Raw genomic sequence first — 16569 nt, 5'->3', positions numbered from 1 at the left:
AAATTACCTTTATGGATTTAATAAAAATTATATTACCTATCGCTTTAACGACATCGTTGTTGTGTCATGCTGAACAGACCCCATTAGAGCGATCTTTATCGCAAGAGTTAACTAAGGCAGTTACTAAAATTAACGCTAAAGGTGCTCAAATAATTGATGAAGAAACAAGGCTTGATTACGCAGCAACATTCAAAAATTTCATTATCTATAATAACACTATGATAAATTACAGTGCTGATCAACTTGATGTAAAGGCTTTTGAACCAATTATTGAGAAAGTGTTGATAGGTACATTATGTGCGAATAAAGCGTTAGAAAGTTTTATCAATTTGGGTGTAATAATGGTGTACCGCTTTCACGGTAAAAATGGTTTATATATAACAGAACTTTCAAAAGATATGTCTACTTGTAAAAAAATACAATAAGCTGTTTAAATAATGGCAACCTTAGGTTCTTTCCCTGATAGATATTTTATAAATAATTAAATTACCGGCGAAGCTAATAAATGAACGGGGTTATTTAGCGCAAAGTTAACAGACATAAAATTTTTTTTAATCTCAGCAAAACACTGAGTCTTAGAACAATCTATGAGTATTTAAGATGATTTCACGTAAATATCACAAAGTTGTATTTTCTTTTTTTATGGCGTTACTTATGTCTTGCGTAATGTCTTTTGTTATTAGTGTGTTTAACGTAGGTATGGTGACGAATATTGTTCCTATATGGTTAAAAGCGTGGAGTTTCGCTTTTATCTTTGCCTTTCCAACTATTTTAATTATATCTCCTATTGTACATAAATTGGTGAGTTTTGTTTTACACGAAGAAGAGCATAATATTTAATATATGATTTAGACGAAAATAATAGTTGGCATTTATTACGGTGTCGTTTATTTTTAGCTAGCTGATATTTTGTTTAAAGTGTTGTTATTTTTTAAGGAAAAGTTATGTTTCGAAGCATTATGTTTGTTTTTTTATCGCTACTGAGTCAGTTTTCCGTTGCGTTAGATTACACACAGGAAATCACAGAACAAGAGATACAAGAAAAAATATCAGCTTTTATGCCAATCGAAAAAAAGAAATATTTTGTCACTGTTACCCTATCAAATCCTATAATAGATTTACTAAAAGAAAGTGATGAAATAGGTATTCGTGCAAATATTGACGCTAGTGCTCCCGGTGGAATTAAGGGTAGCGGTGAAGTAATGATTAAAGGCACATTAGATTATGAGCCTAAAAAAGGTGAGTTTTATTTTAAAAACCCTACAATTATTAGTTTAGCCATTGATAAAGTTCCTAAAAATTTCACTCCAAAAATACAAGATATTGCGCAGGCCATGCTTTCAAAAGTGATGGCCGTTTATCCAGTTTATAAATTTAAAGATGATAATGTAAAACACAAATTAGCCAAAGCAGTATTGAAATCATTGGAAGTAAAAGATGAAAAATTAATTATAACGCTTGGTGTGTTTTAAATTAACAAACAGTTGACTAGTGTTGTTTACTGTAGATATAGCCAACTTATATTTTACGATTGTAATGTGACAGTTTGTCGCGCATTGAAAAAGACTTAATAGCAGAGGTGAATTTATGGATTTAACAGAATTGGTGATATTTCTAGCTATCGGTGCTTTAGCCGGATGGTTAGCGGGAAGGTTAATGAAAGGGGCTGGCTTTGGCTTACTCGGTAATATCGTTGTTGGCATTATAGGCGCAGTGGTTGGTGGCTTTGTCTTTGGCTTACTTGGTATATCTGCTGGCGGAGTCATTGGTACAATTGTTACGGCGACTGCGGGGGCGGTTATATTGATATTTGTTGTTGGTATCATAAAAAAGGCCTAATAGCCTGATACGACAGATGAAATAAAAGCATTATCCCTTAATTTTATCTATTATAATCGTAATCAAGGGCGCAATTATTCCGGGGATGCCGTATTATTCATGCTAGAAATTTAAGATACCCAGAGGAGAATACGAGTGGCTAAGCAAAATTACTCTTTCGAAAAACGTCAGAAAGAAATAGCTAAAAAGAAAAAAAAGGAAGAAAAACGTTTGAAAAAATCAGCTGTGGAGGAGGTACCGTCAGAAGACGAGCAAGTTGTCTCTGAAAATGACGATAAATAACACCTGATAGCTTCTACTTGAAGTCATAAAATAAGGTTGGCTTTGCTATTTTTTTCAAATTTTAGCCAACTATTTTAGCTTATATAACTTGTGTTTACTGATAAGTGTTATTGCAGCGTCTTTATTTTTATCGTTTTCTTTTTACTCACCGGTCGTTTCTCCAGTTCAGCATTAAATAAAAGAGCTCATAATAATGCCAAAGCTGGCGATTACTATGAATCGTTTGGTTAACCTGATGCAACTAAAGAAGAACGAGAGATGGCTAGGGAAAATCTTGAAAATTCCTACCGTATTGACCCTATCTTATTTGATTTATTATTTGGTCACAGCGAAAAATAAAGTATAGTTTTTGATGTTTTTAATTAAATATGCAGATCGAAACTTCTAACCATTCAACACAATTTGATATCCTTAAGTGATAACAACAAACTGATTGGCATAGCTTATCCGACAACAACGTTCATTTTTTTCACTGCTTAACAATGTATGAGTATTAAGTCGTGTTGCCTAATTAAAGAAGAGATATTTATGTTTACAGGAATAATTCAATCGATAGCTAAAATTATCGATATTACAGATGAAAAGGGTATCAGAACTTTTGTTATTGATTTCAACAAAGGTTTTTGCACTGATCTAGAAATAGGAGCAAGTGTTTCTGTCGACGGAGTATGTTTGACGGTTACTGAAATAGTGTCTGAAGTTAGGGTCAAGTTTGATGTAATGCTACAAAGCCTTTTAATAACGACCCTCAGCGAATATGGAAAAAATACTTGTGTCAATGTAGAGCGAGCAGCTAAAGAGGGGGCTGAAATTGGTGGTCATCCTCTGTCGGGGCATGTGGACTTTAAAACCCCTATTGTCAACATTACTCACATAGAAGACAATTATTGTATCCGTTTAGGTTTGTCAAAAGAATGGAAGCGCTATGTCTTTCCAAAGGGCTACATTGCCTTAAACGGAGCTAGTTTAACCATTTCTCAAGTGAATAAGACAGAGCAGTGGTTTGAAGTTTGGTTAATTCCTGAGACTCGAAGGATGACAGTGTTTGAGGCTAAGACTGTTGGCGAAAATATTAACATAGAGATAGAACGTGGCACTCAAGTTGTTGTTGACACTTTACGCGATACACTGGAAGAAAATCTAGGGGCTTTACTGCCGTTATTTGAGAAAATTCTGTCTGAACAAGGCGTTGATATTAATGCTTTAGGGCATAATGTAAAATCCCCAATAAATAAAAACAGCTAAAATAGTAGGCTATTGTTACGTGATATTAGCCGTTTTAAACGGCTAATATTTAATTGATATTTAAGTGTGAATGTAGAGTGTTTATGGATAACGAACTAGTCATTAGGGAAGCAAAATTCAGTGATCATTCGTTTATTTTTAAACTTTCACCTATTTTAGCTGACGTTGCTCAGTTATCTTGGCATTCTGACGATGTTATTCAAAAAATGCAATTTGATTATATTGCTGAAATGCTTGCTGAATCATCACAAGCCAACGTTACCTTTATCGCTGAAAAAAGTGATGTTTCTTTGGGGTTTATTCATGTTAGAACCCATAAAGACAGTATATCTGGTGAGATGTGTGGAACAATACCTTTGTTGGCTGTTTCACCTGAGTCACAGGGTTTAGGTGTTGGTAAGATTTTAATTGGGTTTGCTGAGAAATGGTCTAAAAATTTAGGGTGCAGGTTAATGCATCTGGAAGTTTTCGCTAATAATAAAAAAGCAAACGACTTCTACCAAACGTTAGGTTTTAAACCTGAAACGGTGCAGATGATTAAAACGATATAGGTTGTTATATTTTTAAAACGTAGTGACGCTGCTGGGTCGTTCACTACGTTTATTGAGTGTTTTGAAAGCGGTTACTATCAATTGATATAACTTAAGTTAAGCCACTTTGTGATTCTCAGCGTTTATTGATCTGTTAAACGGCTGTGATCGCACTCACCTTGCTATATTTCAGTTGCAGAGGCTACTGTCGTATATTCATAGTTAAATGCTCTGACTTTCTTACCTGAGTCAGCTATAAATTCTACGGTAGTTGAACGGGGTAATATCAATACTGCCTCGTATTCTTCACCCGTTAAAAAAGTGTCATTGCCACATACTAGGTCTTGAGTTAATTTTATCCGCATTACTAATCTTCGCTATGTTAAATTAATTTAACTTATCATATCATCTTTTTATGAACATATTAGTGCAAAAATTCGTCAGGCTGATTTCAATGATAATTTTGGCTAATATGGTAAGAATAATCAGCCATTAATATACAGAGATGGATTTGCGAATTGTTAACATTTAAAGATTAGAGTTTGATTATACTGTCAGCTAAGCTGGCAATTATCGATTTATTTTCACTAGTCGATGACTCTAAGCCTTTTCTAAAAAGCCGAGATGGCCGTGAAGCTTTTAAATTTTATCAGGTCACATGTTAATAAAATATCAAGCAACAACGTCGTTGAAAATAAATATTTATCGCGAGGGCATCATTATAGCGGTAGTATGGAAAATTAACTAAAGCGCAGGTAAGGCAACTTTATATGTCATCTAGAGTAAGACTGATTCTTTCGGCGGGGATCTCATTTTGTTTTTATTTTGCTTGGTCATATTGGGCGAATGGTTTAGTCAGTGAAGATCAATCACTAGTGTTAAGATCGGCAATTGTGCAAGGAACATTAAGCGGCACGATTACTATTTTATTTACTTTTATATTAGAAAAATCAGTGTCGAAATTTGGGCAAAGTTATCTTTCATTAATATTTGTTGTGCCTATCATCTGTACAGTGTTTTCTAAAACAAAACAAAACATCGCCATTTTTAGAACCTTCAGAAATGCCTTAGACCGCTCGGCTAAATATTTAAGTAATAACGCTATACCAGGTACTTTGTTAGCACCACTTTTACCTATAGCGATTCAATCTAGCATTGCCATTGGTGTTAACTTTATTAACCAGACGCCTAATTTATGGTTAACGGTTACACCTAGTATAATCATTACCGCTATTTATGGTTATGTGTATACCTTCACTTTACTGAGTAAGCCTGCTGAGCCAGCTTGATTAGCTAACTCGATTATTTATAAAATTAATTAAATTATATTTTCCGATTAAATTTAGCCTACAGTACTATCTGGTTAATTATTGGCAGATATTGAAATATGTTTACTGTTTTTGATTTTTAGTTTTCTTACTGAAAATAACATTGAGTTAACCCATTTCAATAATGAACGATTAACGAGTTAGTAAGCTTGGTATATCATCTTAAATAACGACTAATCGATGAGTTAGAACTCCGTGATCACCTCTAAAAAGATCACGGGGAAAGTTTTCTTTATTGGGAAAGCTACCGGTTATTGGCTTTTATTAACACCACCAATTAGCTGTTTAGGATCTAATCTTGCCATAAGCTCTGCTTCACTAATATTGGTTAGTTCGATAGCGACATCTATTACGGTTCTTTTTTCTAGGTATGCTTTTTTAGCAATCTCAGCACTTTTTTCATAGCCGATCAAGTCAGTTAACGCGGTTACTAAAATTGGATTTTTTGCTAAATTTTGCTTAATTTCGTCATGATTCACGCTTATATCTTTGATAACTTTATCAGCAAGTGCGTTAGCGCTTGAGCTGAGTAGTTGAATACTTTGCACTAACGTATGAGCGATTAAAGGTAGCATGGTATTAAGTTGGAAGTTGCCAGATTGTCCTGACAACGTAATGGTTGTGTCATTGCCGATGACTTGTGTGCAAGCCATTAAAACCGCTTCAGGGATCACTGGGTTGACTTTCCCTGGCATAATACTGCTACCTTTTTGTAGTTCAGGTAATCGAATTTCATTTAATCCATTTAATGGTCCACTGCTTAGCCAGCGAATATCATTGCTGATTTTACTTAAACTAACCGCGGTGGTTTTAAGAATACCGCTAATGCATACCGCTGTGTCTTGTGCACTAATTGCCCGAAAATAATTATCGGCAGGCATGAAGGTTAAACCGGTGTTCTCGGTTAAGGTACGAGTGACAATAGTGGCAAAATCTGGGTGTGTATTAACTCCAGTACCTACAGCTGTGCCGCCAATGGCAAGCTTGTATAAACTTGGTAAGTTATTTTGTAGCTGGTCATAGGCATAACTCACTTGAGCACTCCAACCACTTATTTCCTGAGCAAAACTTAATGGCATTGCATCCATTAAATGAGTACGGCCTGTTTTTATGGTGTCATGATGCTGACCGGCTTTGTTGTCTAAGGTGTTACGTAAGTGTTCTAGCGAGGGTAATAACTGTTCAGCGATAAGTTTTGCTGCACTTAAGTGGATACAAGAGGGGATCACATCGTTAGAACTTTGTCCCATATTTACATGATCATTAGGGTGAACGTTTATGGTTTGATTACTTTTTAACTTAACTAATGAAGCAATCACTTCATTTGCGTTCATATTCGTGCTGGTTCCCGACCCTGTCTGGAAGACATCAACGGGAAACTGATTATCGTGGAAACCATCCGCAACTTCTTTGGCAGCCAATTGAATTGCTGCAGATTTATCAGCATCAAGTAGACCCAGTTCTTGGTTCGCTTGTGCAGATGCGCTCTTGATTGTGCCTAATGCCCAAAGGAAAGCGCGTGGCATTTTTAAATCGCTAATAGTGAAGTTGGCTAATGATTTAGCTGTTTCATTACCGTATAAACAGGCAGTTATATGCTTTTTATTAACTGTTGTTTTATCGTCTTTTTTTTGCATTTAGTTAGCCTTTTAAGTATCACGCACATTAATCATAGAGAAAGGTCGAAAAGAGTCTATTGAATAGGGTTATTTCTCAAATATTAGTTTTGCCTTAACCGCTTTAGGTAATTAGCATCATTCAATTTTTCTCTCTGATACTGTGCGAATAAGTTTATTTGCTCTACATTAAGACTACAGGTTACCGTTTTATCTTGCCAATTTAAAGACGCTAATTGTTTAGGTGCAATAAGTACCTTTTTACCGCCGGGCGAGCAATTACAGGTATCAAAATAATTGTGGCAACTAAGGCCCATATAGAACTCGATAGTTGCTTAAAATATTTTCTAGCAGACACTTAAATTATTTATGGCTACTACGCAAAAGTCGTTAATTAAATTAATTTATAAATACCATTGTTATATTGTTATATTGTTATATTGTTATATTAAATTTATTCAGATTTTAACCATGAGTTAAGTCTGGTTCTATAAAACTTTTTTTACTTTATATGAAGGAATAATATGAAAAGTATCAAACTATTAGCGGGATTTTTAATTGGTTGTTTTTTATTTAATGCCAATGCGGAATCAGCAATAAACTATAGTTATTGTGAGCGCGATTGCAAAATGGAATATAACTTTTTTAAGACATATGCTAGAGAAGGTTCGTCTTTGGCAAACTTAGCGATGGCAATCATGAATTATAGAGGTCATGGGCGTGAAATAAATATACCTTTAGCCAATAAGTTACTGATCCGAGCAGCCAGAGATGGTGAGCCTGGTGCAATGTATCAACTTGCTTATAATATGATGTATGGTTTACACATGGAGCAAGATCTTGAAAAAGCACTCGTTTGGTTTAAAAAAACCGAAAGGTTTAATGTCTTAAACACTAAACGTAATGTTAGTTTGCTAACGCTGCTTTTAAATGAAGAGCAAGTTGAAAAACGACCTTCAATAAAAGCATTACTGAGTAAAGCGAGCCAAACAAAAGAAGAGCGGTTGTCTAACACAGAAAATGATGATGGCATCGAGCATATTGCAGTGACTCATCAGTTCTACTGGGATTATATTTTGTACAATGCCGAGCTGCAAACTTGCACGGTAAAATGTTTACCAACGTCATTCAATACCCTAGTTCCTTTAATTCATGTTGTTAACGAGCAAGCACTGTTGAATGAATTAACATTAGCGGTTAGCGCTAAAATTTAATAATCAATTAATAGCTAGATATTAACCATATGCTGTCAATGCTATGGGCAATGGTTATAAAGCTTATCTCACATTAGCAACCCTTTTGGGGCTGCTAATGTGGCTGCATTTTAATTTTAAGGATGAAAAACATCGTAAAAGTAAATTTCTACTTTAACCGCTATTACATCATCAAGTCATAAAATTACCGATGTTTATCGCTTCAAGTTAGGTCATGCATTCACTTTGATCATGGCGTATTTCAATAGATATGTGTGATAACTGTGGTAAAAATCCTTTTAAAATACGTTCATATTCGTTTGAATCTAAAGGCTCGGCAGAGGTTACTTTAAGAATTGCTGCTTGGTGTGCGCTTGCTATTTTCCAAACATGAATATCGTTGATCACGCTATTTTTTTCACTTAATACCGCTGAAATTTCATCCATGGTTGATTTATTTATCGATTTATCAAGCAGTACTTCACTTGATTCTTTAATTAATCCATAAGACCAACGCAAGATAACGATGGCACCGACAATCCCCATCAGTGGATCCATCCATAATAAACCAATATATTTACCCACCAATAAGGCAACAATCGCTAATAAAGAGGTGAGGGTGTCCGCTAGTACATGAAAGTAGGCGGCTTTCATCGTATGGTCGTGCTGGTGCTCGTGGTTGTGGTCATGGTTGTGGTCATGGTGGTGGTGATGGTGATCATCATGTAAGATGAAAACAGAGGCAACATTCACCAGTAACCCTATAATCGCAACAACGATTGCTTCGTTAAAATGAATTGATAGCGGGGCTGACAATCGCTGAGCAGATTCAATTATCATCATCAATGCGACAATCGCTAATGCAATTGCACTGGCAAAACCACCTAAAGAGTTTACTTTGCCTGTTCCAAAACTAAAGTCTTTATTACTGGCATGCTTTTTAGCATAAGAGTAAGCAAAAATAGCAATAAGAAAAGCGGCAGAATGAGTGCCCATATGCCAACCATCAGCAAGCAGAGCCATAGAACCAGACCATGTACCAGCAGCAATCTCAAGTACCATAATGATGGTTGTTAGCCAGAAAACAATTTTTACTTTATTTTCATGAAGCTTACTGTCAATACCAAAATCGTGCGAGTGTTCCCACTGAATACCACTATCTTTTTTCATTAAATATCTCCATCGGTTGCTTAATGCAGTTAGTCATAGCATCAATATATTTTTTGAAATATACTATACCCTAGTATACTGCAATTCAAGTAAAGGAAATTTATGTCACATACTGCCGCCGGAAATAAAAAGCTGCTTAGTCGTGTTAGACGAATAAAAGGCCAATCAATTGCTCTAGAGACTGCTTTAGAAGGAGAGCCCGATTGCATGGCTGTTTTGCAACAGGTTGCTGCAATAAAAGGTGCGGTTAATGGTTTGATGAAAGAAGTGCTAGAAGCTCATTTACGAGAGCATTTAGGTGCGGAGGATATGACAAAAGAGCAACGATTAGCAGAAGTAGAAGATGTTATTTCTATTCTTAAAAGTTACTTAAAATAATCACCGTAATTAACACCGATGAAAAGTAGTGATTAATATTTTTTATTGAATAAAAAAAACAGTTATGTAATCATTTATTATTATCATAATATTTTGTTGGCTACTTTGAGATTTCTTTTCCCTAAAACATTAATAGTATTGTTCGTATGTTTGGCCTTTGTTGGTCAGGCAATGGCGTCTACTAGTATGGCTTATCAAATGATAGGTATGAAGGTAATGAATGCGCAGCCACAAGATATGTCTATGATGGATCACAGCGACCACATTATGGCTAGTGACTCAACTGAGCAGTCAGAAAATACAAAAGAAGATTGTTGTACGTCTTCATGTAAATGCTCTGCTGGCGGTTGCTCTATGGTTATCGCATTTATCAAAGGTGTTGCAGGTAACGGACCTGTCGCTAATTTTTCAGCTAAGATTTTTTCTTCTTCTAGTTTGGCTTTAAGCCAACAACCAGCATCTTTGTACCGCCCACCAATATTAAGCTAAATACAGGATAAATGCCTCCAAATTTTGGACCATTTATATCATTACTCTTGTATTAGGCTCTTTTGATATTGCGTTGTTATAACAACTTATCACTGATAAAAAACCTAATTAATCAAAAATATTAATTGATATCCCTCTTGGAGGGGTTATGTTTTCAAAAAAATTCACACCAAAATTAATGGCAGACTTTGCTGTTGGCTCAGATAATAAAGTGCCTGCACTTGCTACTGTGACGCGACCGTTAACATGGGTTCTGACAAACGGTGTTCCATTAAGGAATATGCTGATGAATAATCACAACATCAATAGTAAGTTTTACTTAAAATACAGTGCAGGGCTGCTTGCTTTGATTGTCATTTCTGCCAGCGCCTCTGATGTTAAAATGGTTAAGAGCCCGCCACCATTGTCTTTTATAAAGGCAGTTAAGGTCGCTCAAAAAAATGATCCTTGGTTAACGGGGAATGTTCATCAACAAAACGCTCTTGAATCGATGAGCTCAGCTGCTAGTACCTTACCCGATCCTAAAATGTCAATTGGCTTGGCAAATTTACCGACTAACGGTTTTGACTTTGGTCAAGAAGGTATGACGCAAATTAAAGTGGCTATTTCACAAATGTTTCCACGTGGCGACAGTCTAGCGATTAAAAGCCAACAACTAAAAATTGAAAGTGAAGCGTTTCCCTATCAACGTAAAGACAGAGAATCAAAGGTTGCGGTTACCGTAGGAAGTTTATGGTTGGACACCTATCGAGTTCAGCAAAGTATTGTTTTAATTGAAAAAAATAGATCGTTATTTGAACAGTTAGCTGATGTAGCAACTGCAAGCTATTCATCGGCTTTAGGTAAAACTCGTCAACAAGATATTGTTCGTGCGCAATTAGAATTAACCTATTTAGAAGACAGGTTAGATAAATTAGCACAGCAGAAAAATCACTATGAAGGCATGCTTTTACCCTGGCTAAACACATTTTATAAGACGGGTAGTACTATAGATGAAGCGTCATTACTAACTGACTTTTCTTCACATGATATTGTAGTCAGTCATCAATTACCGCAACTAGAGTTAATGAATAGTCACTTAGTTTTGAAAGAAAATTGGCTTACACCAGGAGAGTTGCTGCCATATTTTTCAAATCACCCGGCGGTTATTGCTGTCGATAAGAAGGTGACTGCGACCAAAACAGGGATAAATTTGGCGCAGCAAAAATATAAAACTGAATGGGGTGTAAATGCAAGTTATGGCTATCGTGGCGATGATGCTATGGGAGGAAGTCGCGCCGATTTATTCTCTATAGGCGTAACTTTTGACATCCCCCTTTTTACTGAAAACCGACAAGACAAAGAAGTTCAATCGGCGATATCTCAAGCAGAAGCGGTGAAAACCGAAAAGTTACTATTACTAAGACAACTGCTAGGTGCTTACTCGAGCGCCAAAGGAAGACTATTGCGCTTAAACGACAGACAAAATTTATATAAAAATAAATTATTACCACAAATACATGACCAAGCAGAAGCCTCTTTGACTGCTTATACCAATGATGATGGCGACTTTTCAGAAGTTGTTCGCTCACGTATTGCCGTGCTAAACGCTGAAATCGACGAGCTAACACTTAATGTAGAAGAGCAGAAGATAAGGCTTGAGCTTAATTATCTTTTTATTGGCGGTGCCAATTCGGTCGCTATACAAAACAAAAATAGCAAACTGGCTTTAGACAAAAGTAGACGAAATACGATTATTTCGGGAGAAAAACAATGAGCACATCTACCTCAACCAAATACGCTAAACCATTAGTTCTTGGTATTATTATTGGTGGGATGCTGACTGTTGCTCTCACTAAACTTATCACTTCGGGCAGTAACTCAGTTTCGGATGTTACGTCTAAAGAGAAAGTGCCACTTTATTGGGTCGCACCAATGGATGCCAATTATATCAAAGATAAACCGGGTAAATCACCGATGGGCATGGATTTAGTACCCGTTTACGATGACGGTGGCAAAGGACCTGATGAAGGTCCCGGCACCATTCGTATTTCACCTGATGTAGTTAATAATTTAGGCGTACGTACGGTAAATGTTCAATATAAAAAGCTCAATAGCCAAATTAATACCGTTGGTTATGTTACTTATAACGAAGATAAGCTTGTTCATATTCACCCTCGTGTACAAGGGTGGATTGAGAAGCTCTATGTTAAAGCTGTTGGAGATCCAGTTAAAAAAAATCAGCCATTATATGATATTTATTCTCCTGAGTTAGTTAATGCCCAAGAAGAGCTACTGCTGGCATTAGAGAGAAAAAATAATCGATTAATTAATGCGGCAGAAAATAGATTATCAGCACTACAGTTACCTAAACTAGCGATTAAAGAACTAAAGAAAACGCGAAAAGTACAACAAAAAATAACTTTTTATTCACCACAAACCGGTGTTGTTGAAAGTCTAAATATCCGTGAAGGTTTTTTTGTAAAGCCAGGTACAACATTAATGTCGGTAGCTAATTTATCGGAAGTTTGGGTTGAGGCTGAGGTGTTTGAAAGGCAAGCAAGTCTAGTTAAAACCGGGTTACCCGTTACCATGACACTTGATTATTTACCGGGTCAAAAATGGCAGGGACAAGTGGACTATATTTACCCAATACTTGATGCTAAAACACGTACTGTGAAAGTTCGTTTACGTTTTAATAATGAAGCGGGTGACTTTAAGCCTAATATGTTTGCAGAAATTGCCATAGATACAACAAGTGATAAACGAACACTCATTATTCCTAAAGAAGCGTTAATTCGAACGGGTAATCAAGACAGAGTTGTTTTGGCATTAGGAGAAGGCAGTTTTAAGTCAGTTGAGGTTTCTGTTGGGCGTTATGGCAGTGACAGTGTTGAAATACTAACCGGCCTTACTGATAGCGATAAAGTGGTGAGCTCGGCACAATTCTTATTGGATTCTGAATCGAGTAAATCTTCTGACTTTAAACGTATGCATTATCAGCTGGAACAAACAACGTCTGACTCAAATGACTCAATAGCGATGACGATGAGTGATAGCAATAATAACGTTATCAAAGAGAGTGTTTCCTCTGCAACAGTCAATGGTACCGTTATTTCGACCATGGTAAATCATCGAATGGTGACTATCGACCGAGAAGCCATTGTGAAATGGGATCGAGAAGCCGATAGAGTCGATTTTATTGTCGATGAAAAGGTTGATATGACCTTATTTTCAATCAATGCCTATGTGATGTTTACCTTTGAAATTCGCGCGGGTAATTTTATTATTGTTAGTGCTATGGCAATGTCGGCACCTGGTGTCGATACAAATAACATGACTAACGACGAAAGGAAATAATGATGATCACTGCTATTATTCGATGGTCTGTTGGTAATCGATTTTTTGTCTTACTTGCTACATTATTACTGGTGGCTGCTGGTTTATATTCTGTCAGCAAAACGCCTATTGATGCACTACCAGATTTATCTGATGTGCAAGTCATCATAAAAACAAGTTATCCGGGTCAAGCGCCACAAGTTGTTGAAGACCAAGTTACTTATCCCATTACTACAGCGATGTTGTCCGTGCCCGGCGCAGTTACGGTAAGAGGCTATTCATTTTTTGGTGACTCTTATGTTTACGTTATTTTTGATGAAGATACCGATCTTTACTGGGCACGTTCAAGAGTTCTTGAGTATTTAAGTCAAGTTGCCCCAAACTTACCCAGTGATGCTCGCCCTCAATTGGGTCCCGATGCTACAGGCGTGGGCTGGGTATATTTGTATGCCCTAACCGATAAAACTGGTCAACATGATTTAAGCCAATTACGGAGTTTACAAGATTGGTTCTTAAAATTTGAGTTACAAACCGTGCCTGGCGTTTCGGAAGTTTCTGCTATTGGTGGCATGGTTAAACAATATCAAGTACAAATTAACCCAGAAAAACTGCGTGCTTTTGGTATACCTCTCTCTCATATACAACAGGCCATTAAACAAGGTAATCAGGAAATAGGCGCATCAGTTGTTGAGATGGCAGAAGCCGAGTATATGATCAGGACGACAGGTTATATTAAAAGTGTCAGTGATTTAGAAAACATTCCGCTAGGGGTTAACGAGAAGGGAACACCGCTGTTATTAAAAGATGTTGCCGATATAGGCACAGGTCCGCAAATGCGTCGTGGTGTTGCTGAGTTGAACGGCGAAGGTGAAGTTGTTGGTGGTATTGTGGTGATGCGTTTTGGCGAAAACGCACAGCAAGTCATTAATCGTGTTAAAGATAAACTGGAAAAACTCAAAAAAGGTTTGCCCGAAGGCGTTGAGATAGTACCTGTATATGACCGCTCTGCCTTAATTGAACGTGCAGTAGATAATTTAGCCTACAAGTTGCTCGAAGAATTTGGCGTAGTCGCATTAGTGTGTATTATCTTTTTGTTTCATGTTCGCTCTTCTTTAGTGGCAATTATTAGTTTACCGGTAGGTATATTAACCGCTTTTATCATTATGCACTTGCAAGGGCTTAACGCGAATATTATGTCGTTGGGCGGCATTGCTATTGCTATTGGTGCGATGATTGATGGCGCCATTGTCATGATAGAGAATATGCATAAGCATATGGAAAAAACGCCCTTAACAAAAGAAAATCGCTGGCAAATTGTCACAGAATCAGCCAGTGAAGTCGGGCCGGCATTATTTTTTAGCTTATTAATTATTACTGTCAGTTTTGTGCCGGTATTTACTTTAGAAGCACAAGAAGGACGAATGTTTGCTCCACTCGCTTTTACTAAAACCTATGCTATGGCGGCTTCTGCGGCGTTAGCTATTACCTTAGTTCCGGTACTTATGGGCTATTTTATTCGCGGTAAAGTGTTAGCAGAGCATAAAAATCCGGTTAATAGATTTCTGACCTTTATTTATATGCCAGCCTTGAAGAAGGTTTTACATTTTCCAAAAATCACTTTAGTTGCGGCATTAGCTGTGTTGGCTATTGGCATATATCCATTGGATAAAATTGGTAGCGAATTTATTCCACCACTTGATGAAGGTGACTTGATGTATATGCCGACAACCTATCCAGGGATTTCTATTGGTCAAGCTCGTCAACTTCTTCAACAAACCGACAAATTGATTAAAACCGTCCCCGAAGTACAAACCGTGTTTGGTAAAGTTGGTCGAGCTGAAACCGCAACAGATCCTGCGCCACTGACTATGATAGAGACTTTTATTCAGTTAAAACCTCATGACCAATGGCGAGAGGGCGTAACCACAGAGAGCTTAAAGAAAGAACTTGATGCGTTAGTCAAACTACCCGGAGTAACCAACGCTTGGGTTATGCCTATTAAAACGCGTATTGATATGTTGGCAACCGGTATTAAGACACCGGTAGGCATAAAAATAGCGGGGCCACAACTGGACGTTATTCAAGAAATAGGTCAGCAAATAGAAGTCATTTTAGCCGATGTTCCCGGCACAGCGTCCGTTTATTCAGAGCGAGTTGCCGGTGGCCGTTATATTAAAATAGATATCCAGCGAGAAAAAGCTGCTCGTTATGGCCTAAATATCGCAGAAATTCAACAAGTGGTGGCAACGGCTATTGGTGGAATGAATGTTACTAAAACGGTAGAAGGTTTAGAGCGATATCCCGTTAATTTACGCTATCCACAAGATTATCGTGATTCGCCTGAACAATTATCTTCACTGCCCATAGTGACGCCAAACGGACAACGTATTTCGTTAGGTGATGTTGCCAATATCATCGTAGAAAATGGACCTCCGGGCATTAAATCTGAAAATGCCCGACTCAATGGCTGGGCTTTTGTTGATATTGATGGCGTTGATGTCGGAACCTACGTTGAAGCGGCGCAACAAGTGATTGCTGATAAATTAATCTTGCCTGCTGGCTACTCTATTACTTGGGCTGGACAATATGAATATATGCAACGTGCTAAAGCTAAGCTGACTTATGTGGTGCCATTAACTTTATTTATTATTATTATTTTACTCTATCTGAATTTTAGGAACGTTATTGAAGTGGCGATGATTATGGGAACTTTACCCTTTGCGATGGTAGGAAGCATTTGGTTAATGTACTTAGAAGGCTTTAACTTCTCAGTTGCTGTTGGCGTTGGTTTTATTGCGTTAGCCGGTGTTGCTGTAGAGATTGGGGTTATTATGTTGGTGTACCTCAATCAGGCTTACCAATCGATGCTAAGTGAACACCGCTTAGAAGGTATCATCACTAATAAAGAAGATGTACTACAGGCTGTTTTACATGGCGCTGGGATGCGTGTTCGTCCTGTTATGATGACTGCTGCTGCTATTATTGTTGGTTTACTCCCTATTTTATATGGCACAGGTACGGGCTCTGAAGTGATGAGTCGTATTGCCGCACCTATGGTTGGCGGTATGTTGAGCGCGGTTATTTTAACATTACTGGTTTTACCAACGCTGTTTTATTTATGGCGTTCGTCATCGATAAAATAGTGGCGATAAAAATAGTTTAGCAATCACCCTAATATTCA

17 protein-coding genes are annotated in these 16569 nt (G+C 37.2%); 14 read left to right on the top strand and 3 right to left on the bottom strand.

The window, feature by feature from the left end; translation table 11 throughout:
- The first annotated feature begins 11 nt into the window (after positions 1-11).
- The 7 genes from H4J70_RS08100 (at position 12) to H4J70_RS08070 (ending at position 3917) form a co-directional block, all read left to right on the top strand.
- Entirely contained in the window at positions 12-425 is a 414-nt protein-coding gene (locus H4J70_RS08100) for a hypothetical protein (RefSeq protein WP_182215892.1), read from the top strand.
- Between the two features lie 175 nt (positions 426-600).
- Positions 601-840: a DUF2798 domain-containing protein gene (locus H4J70_RS08095; protein ID WP_182215894.1), complete on the top strand. Its 240-nt coding sequence runs from the start codon at positions 601-603 to the stop codon at positions 838-840.
- 104 nt (positions 841-944) lie between these two features.
- On the top strand, positions 945-1472 hold the full coding sequence (locus H4J70_RS08090; RefSeq protein WP_182250882.1) for a DUF1439 domain-containing protein: 528 nt from the start codon (positions 945-947) through the stop codon (positions 1470-1472).
- Between the two features lie 115 nt (positions 1473-1587).
- Positions 1588-1839 carry a GlsB/YeaQ/YmgE family stress response membrane protein gene (locus H4J70_RS08085; protein WP_070376763.1) on the top strand — a complete coding sequence of 84 codons (252 nt, stop codon included), beginning with the start codon at positions 1588-1590 and terminating at the stop codon, positions 1837-1839.
- A gap of 135 nt (positions 1840-1974) precedes the next feature.
- Positions 1975-2121 carry a hypothetical protein gene (locus H4J70_RS08080; protein WP_182215898.1) on the top strand — a complete coding sequence of 49 codons (147 nt, stop codon included), beginning with the start codon at positions 1975-1977 and terminating at the stop codon, positions 2119-2121.
- Between the two features lie 528 nt (positions 2122-2649).
- The gene (locus H4J70_RS08075; RefSeq protein ID WP_182215900.1) at positions 2650-3366 is read left to right on the top strand and encodes a riboflavin synthase subunit alpha; all 717 of its coding nucleotides are present in this window, start codon (positions 2650-2652) and stop codon (positions 3364-3366) included.
- An 83-nt stretch (positions 3367-3449) separates the two neighbouring features.
- A complete protein-coding gene (locus H4J70_RS08070; RefSeq protein WP_182250881.1) occupies positions 3450-3917 on the top strand; it encodes an N-acetyltransferase in 468 nt (155 codons plus the stop codon).
- A gap of 161 nt (positions 3918-4078) precedes the next feature.
- Here the strand turns inward: H4J70_RS08070 and H4J70_RS08065 are convergent, their stop codons facing one another.
- A complete protein-coding gene (locus H4J70_RS08065; RefSeq protein WP_182215904.1) occupies positions 4079-4261 on the bottom strand; it encodes a hypothetical protein in 183 nt (60 codons plus the stop codon).
- A 405-nt stretch (positions 4262-4666) separates the two neighbouring features.
- Between H4J70_RS08065 and H4J70_RS08060 the strand changes: the two genes are divergently transcribed.
- Positions 4667-5185 (top strand): hypothetical protein, encoded by a 519-nt coding sequence (locus tag H4J70_RS08060; RefSeq protein ID WP_182215906.1) that lies wholly within the window; start codon positions 4667-4669, stop codon positions 5183-5185.
- A 290-nt stretch (positions 5186-5475) separates the two neighbouring features.
- Here the strand turns inward: H4J70_RS08060 and H4J70_RS08055 are convergent, their stop codons facing one another.
- Positions 5476-6861 carry a lyase family protein gene (locus H4J70_RS08055; protein WP_182250880.1) on the bottom strand — a complete coding sequence of 462 codons (1386 nt, stop codon included), beginning with the start codon at positions 6859-6861 and terminating at the stop codon, positions 5476-5478.
- Between the two features lie 503 nt (positions 6862-7364).
- On the opposite strand from H4J70_RS08055, the gene H4J70_RS08050 reads away from it, so the two are divergent.
- Positions 7365-8054, top strand: coding sequence for a tetratricopeptide repeat protein (locus tag H4J70_RS08050; RefSeq protein ID WP_182215909.1), 690 nt, complete (start codon positions 7365-7367; stop codon positions 8052-8054).
- 207 nt (positions 8055-8261) lie between these two features.
- On the opposite strand, the gene dmeF is transcribed toward H4J70_RS08050, so the two are convergent.
- Positions 8262-9203 carry a CDF family Co(II)/Ni(II) efflux transporter DmeF gene (dmeF, locus tag H4J70_RS08045; RefSeq protein ID WP_182250879.1) on the bottom strand — a complete coding sequence of 314 codons (942 nt, stop codon included), beginning with the start codon at positions 9201-9203 and terminating at the stop codon, positions 8262-8264.
- Positions 9204-9305: 102 nt separating this feature from the next.
- Here dmeF and H4J70_RS08040 point away from each other — a divergent pair, with 102 nt between their 5' ends.
- The 5 genes from H4J70_RS08040 to H4J70_RS08020 all read left to right on the top strand — a co-directional run bounded on the left by H4J70_RS08040 (position 9306) and on the right by H4J70_RS08020 (position 16531).
- Positions 9306-9581: a metal/formaldehyde-sensitive transcriptional repressor gene (locus tag H4J70_RS08040; RefSeq protein ID WP_182242684.1), complete on the top strand. Its 276-nt coding sequence runs from the start codon at positions 9306-9308 to the stop codon at positions 9579-9581.
- Positions 9582-9626: 45 nt separating this feature from the next.
- Positions 9627-10070 carry a CopL family metal-binding regulatory protein gene (locus H4J70_RS08035; RefSeq protein ID WP_310733792.1) on the top strand — a complete coding sequence of 148 codons (444 nt, stop codon included), beginning with the start codon at positions 9627-9629 and terminating at the stop codon, positions 10068-10070.
- Between the two features lie 286 nt (positions 10071-10356).
- On the top strand, positions 10357-11826 hold the full coding sequence (locus H4J70_RS08030; RefSeq protein WP_182250931.1) for a TolC family protein: 1470 nt from the start codon (positions 10357-10359) through the stop codon (positions 11824-11826).
- Entirely contained in the window at positions 11823-13409 is a 1587-nt protein-coding gene (locus H4J70_RS08025; protein ID WP_182250878.1) for an efflux RND transporter periplasmic adaptor subunit, read from the top strand. Before H4J70_RS08030 ends, H4J70_RS08025 begins: the two co-directional genes overlap by 4 nt.
- Before the next feature lie 2 nt (positions 13410-13411).
- The gene (locus H4J70_RS08020; protein ID WP_182250877.1) at positions 13412-16531 is read left to right on the top strand and encodes an efflux RND transporter permease subunit; all 3120 of its coding nucleotides are present in this window, start codon (positions 13412-13414) and stop codon (positions 16529-16531) included.
- The last annotated feature ends 38 nt before the right edge of the window (positions 16532-16569 follow it).

Origin of the sequence: Colwellia sp. BRX8-9 (assembly GCF_014077245.1) — a bacterium.
Taxonomy (GTDB): Bacteria; Pseudomonadota; Gammaproteobacteria; order Enterobacterales; family Alteromonadaceae; genus Colwellia_A.
This window is presented reverse-complemented; position numbering and strand designations above follow the sequence as displayed.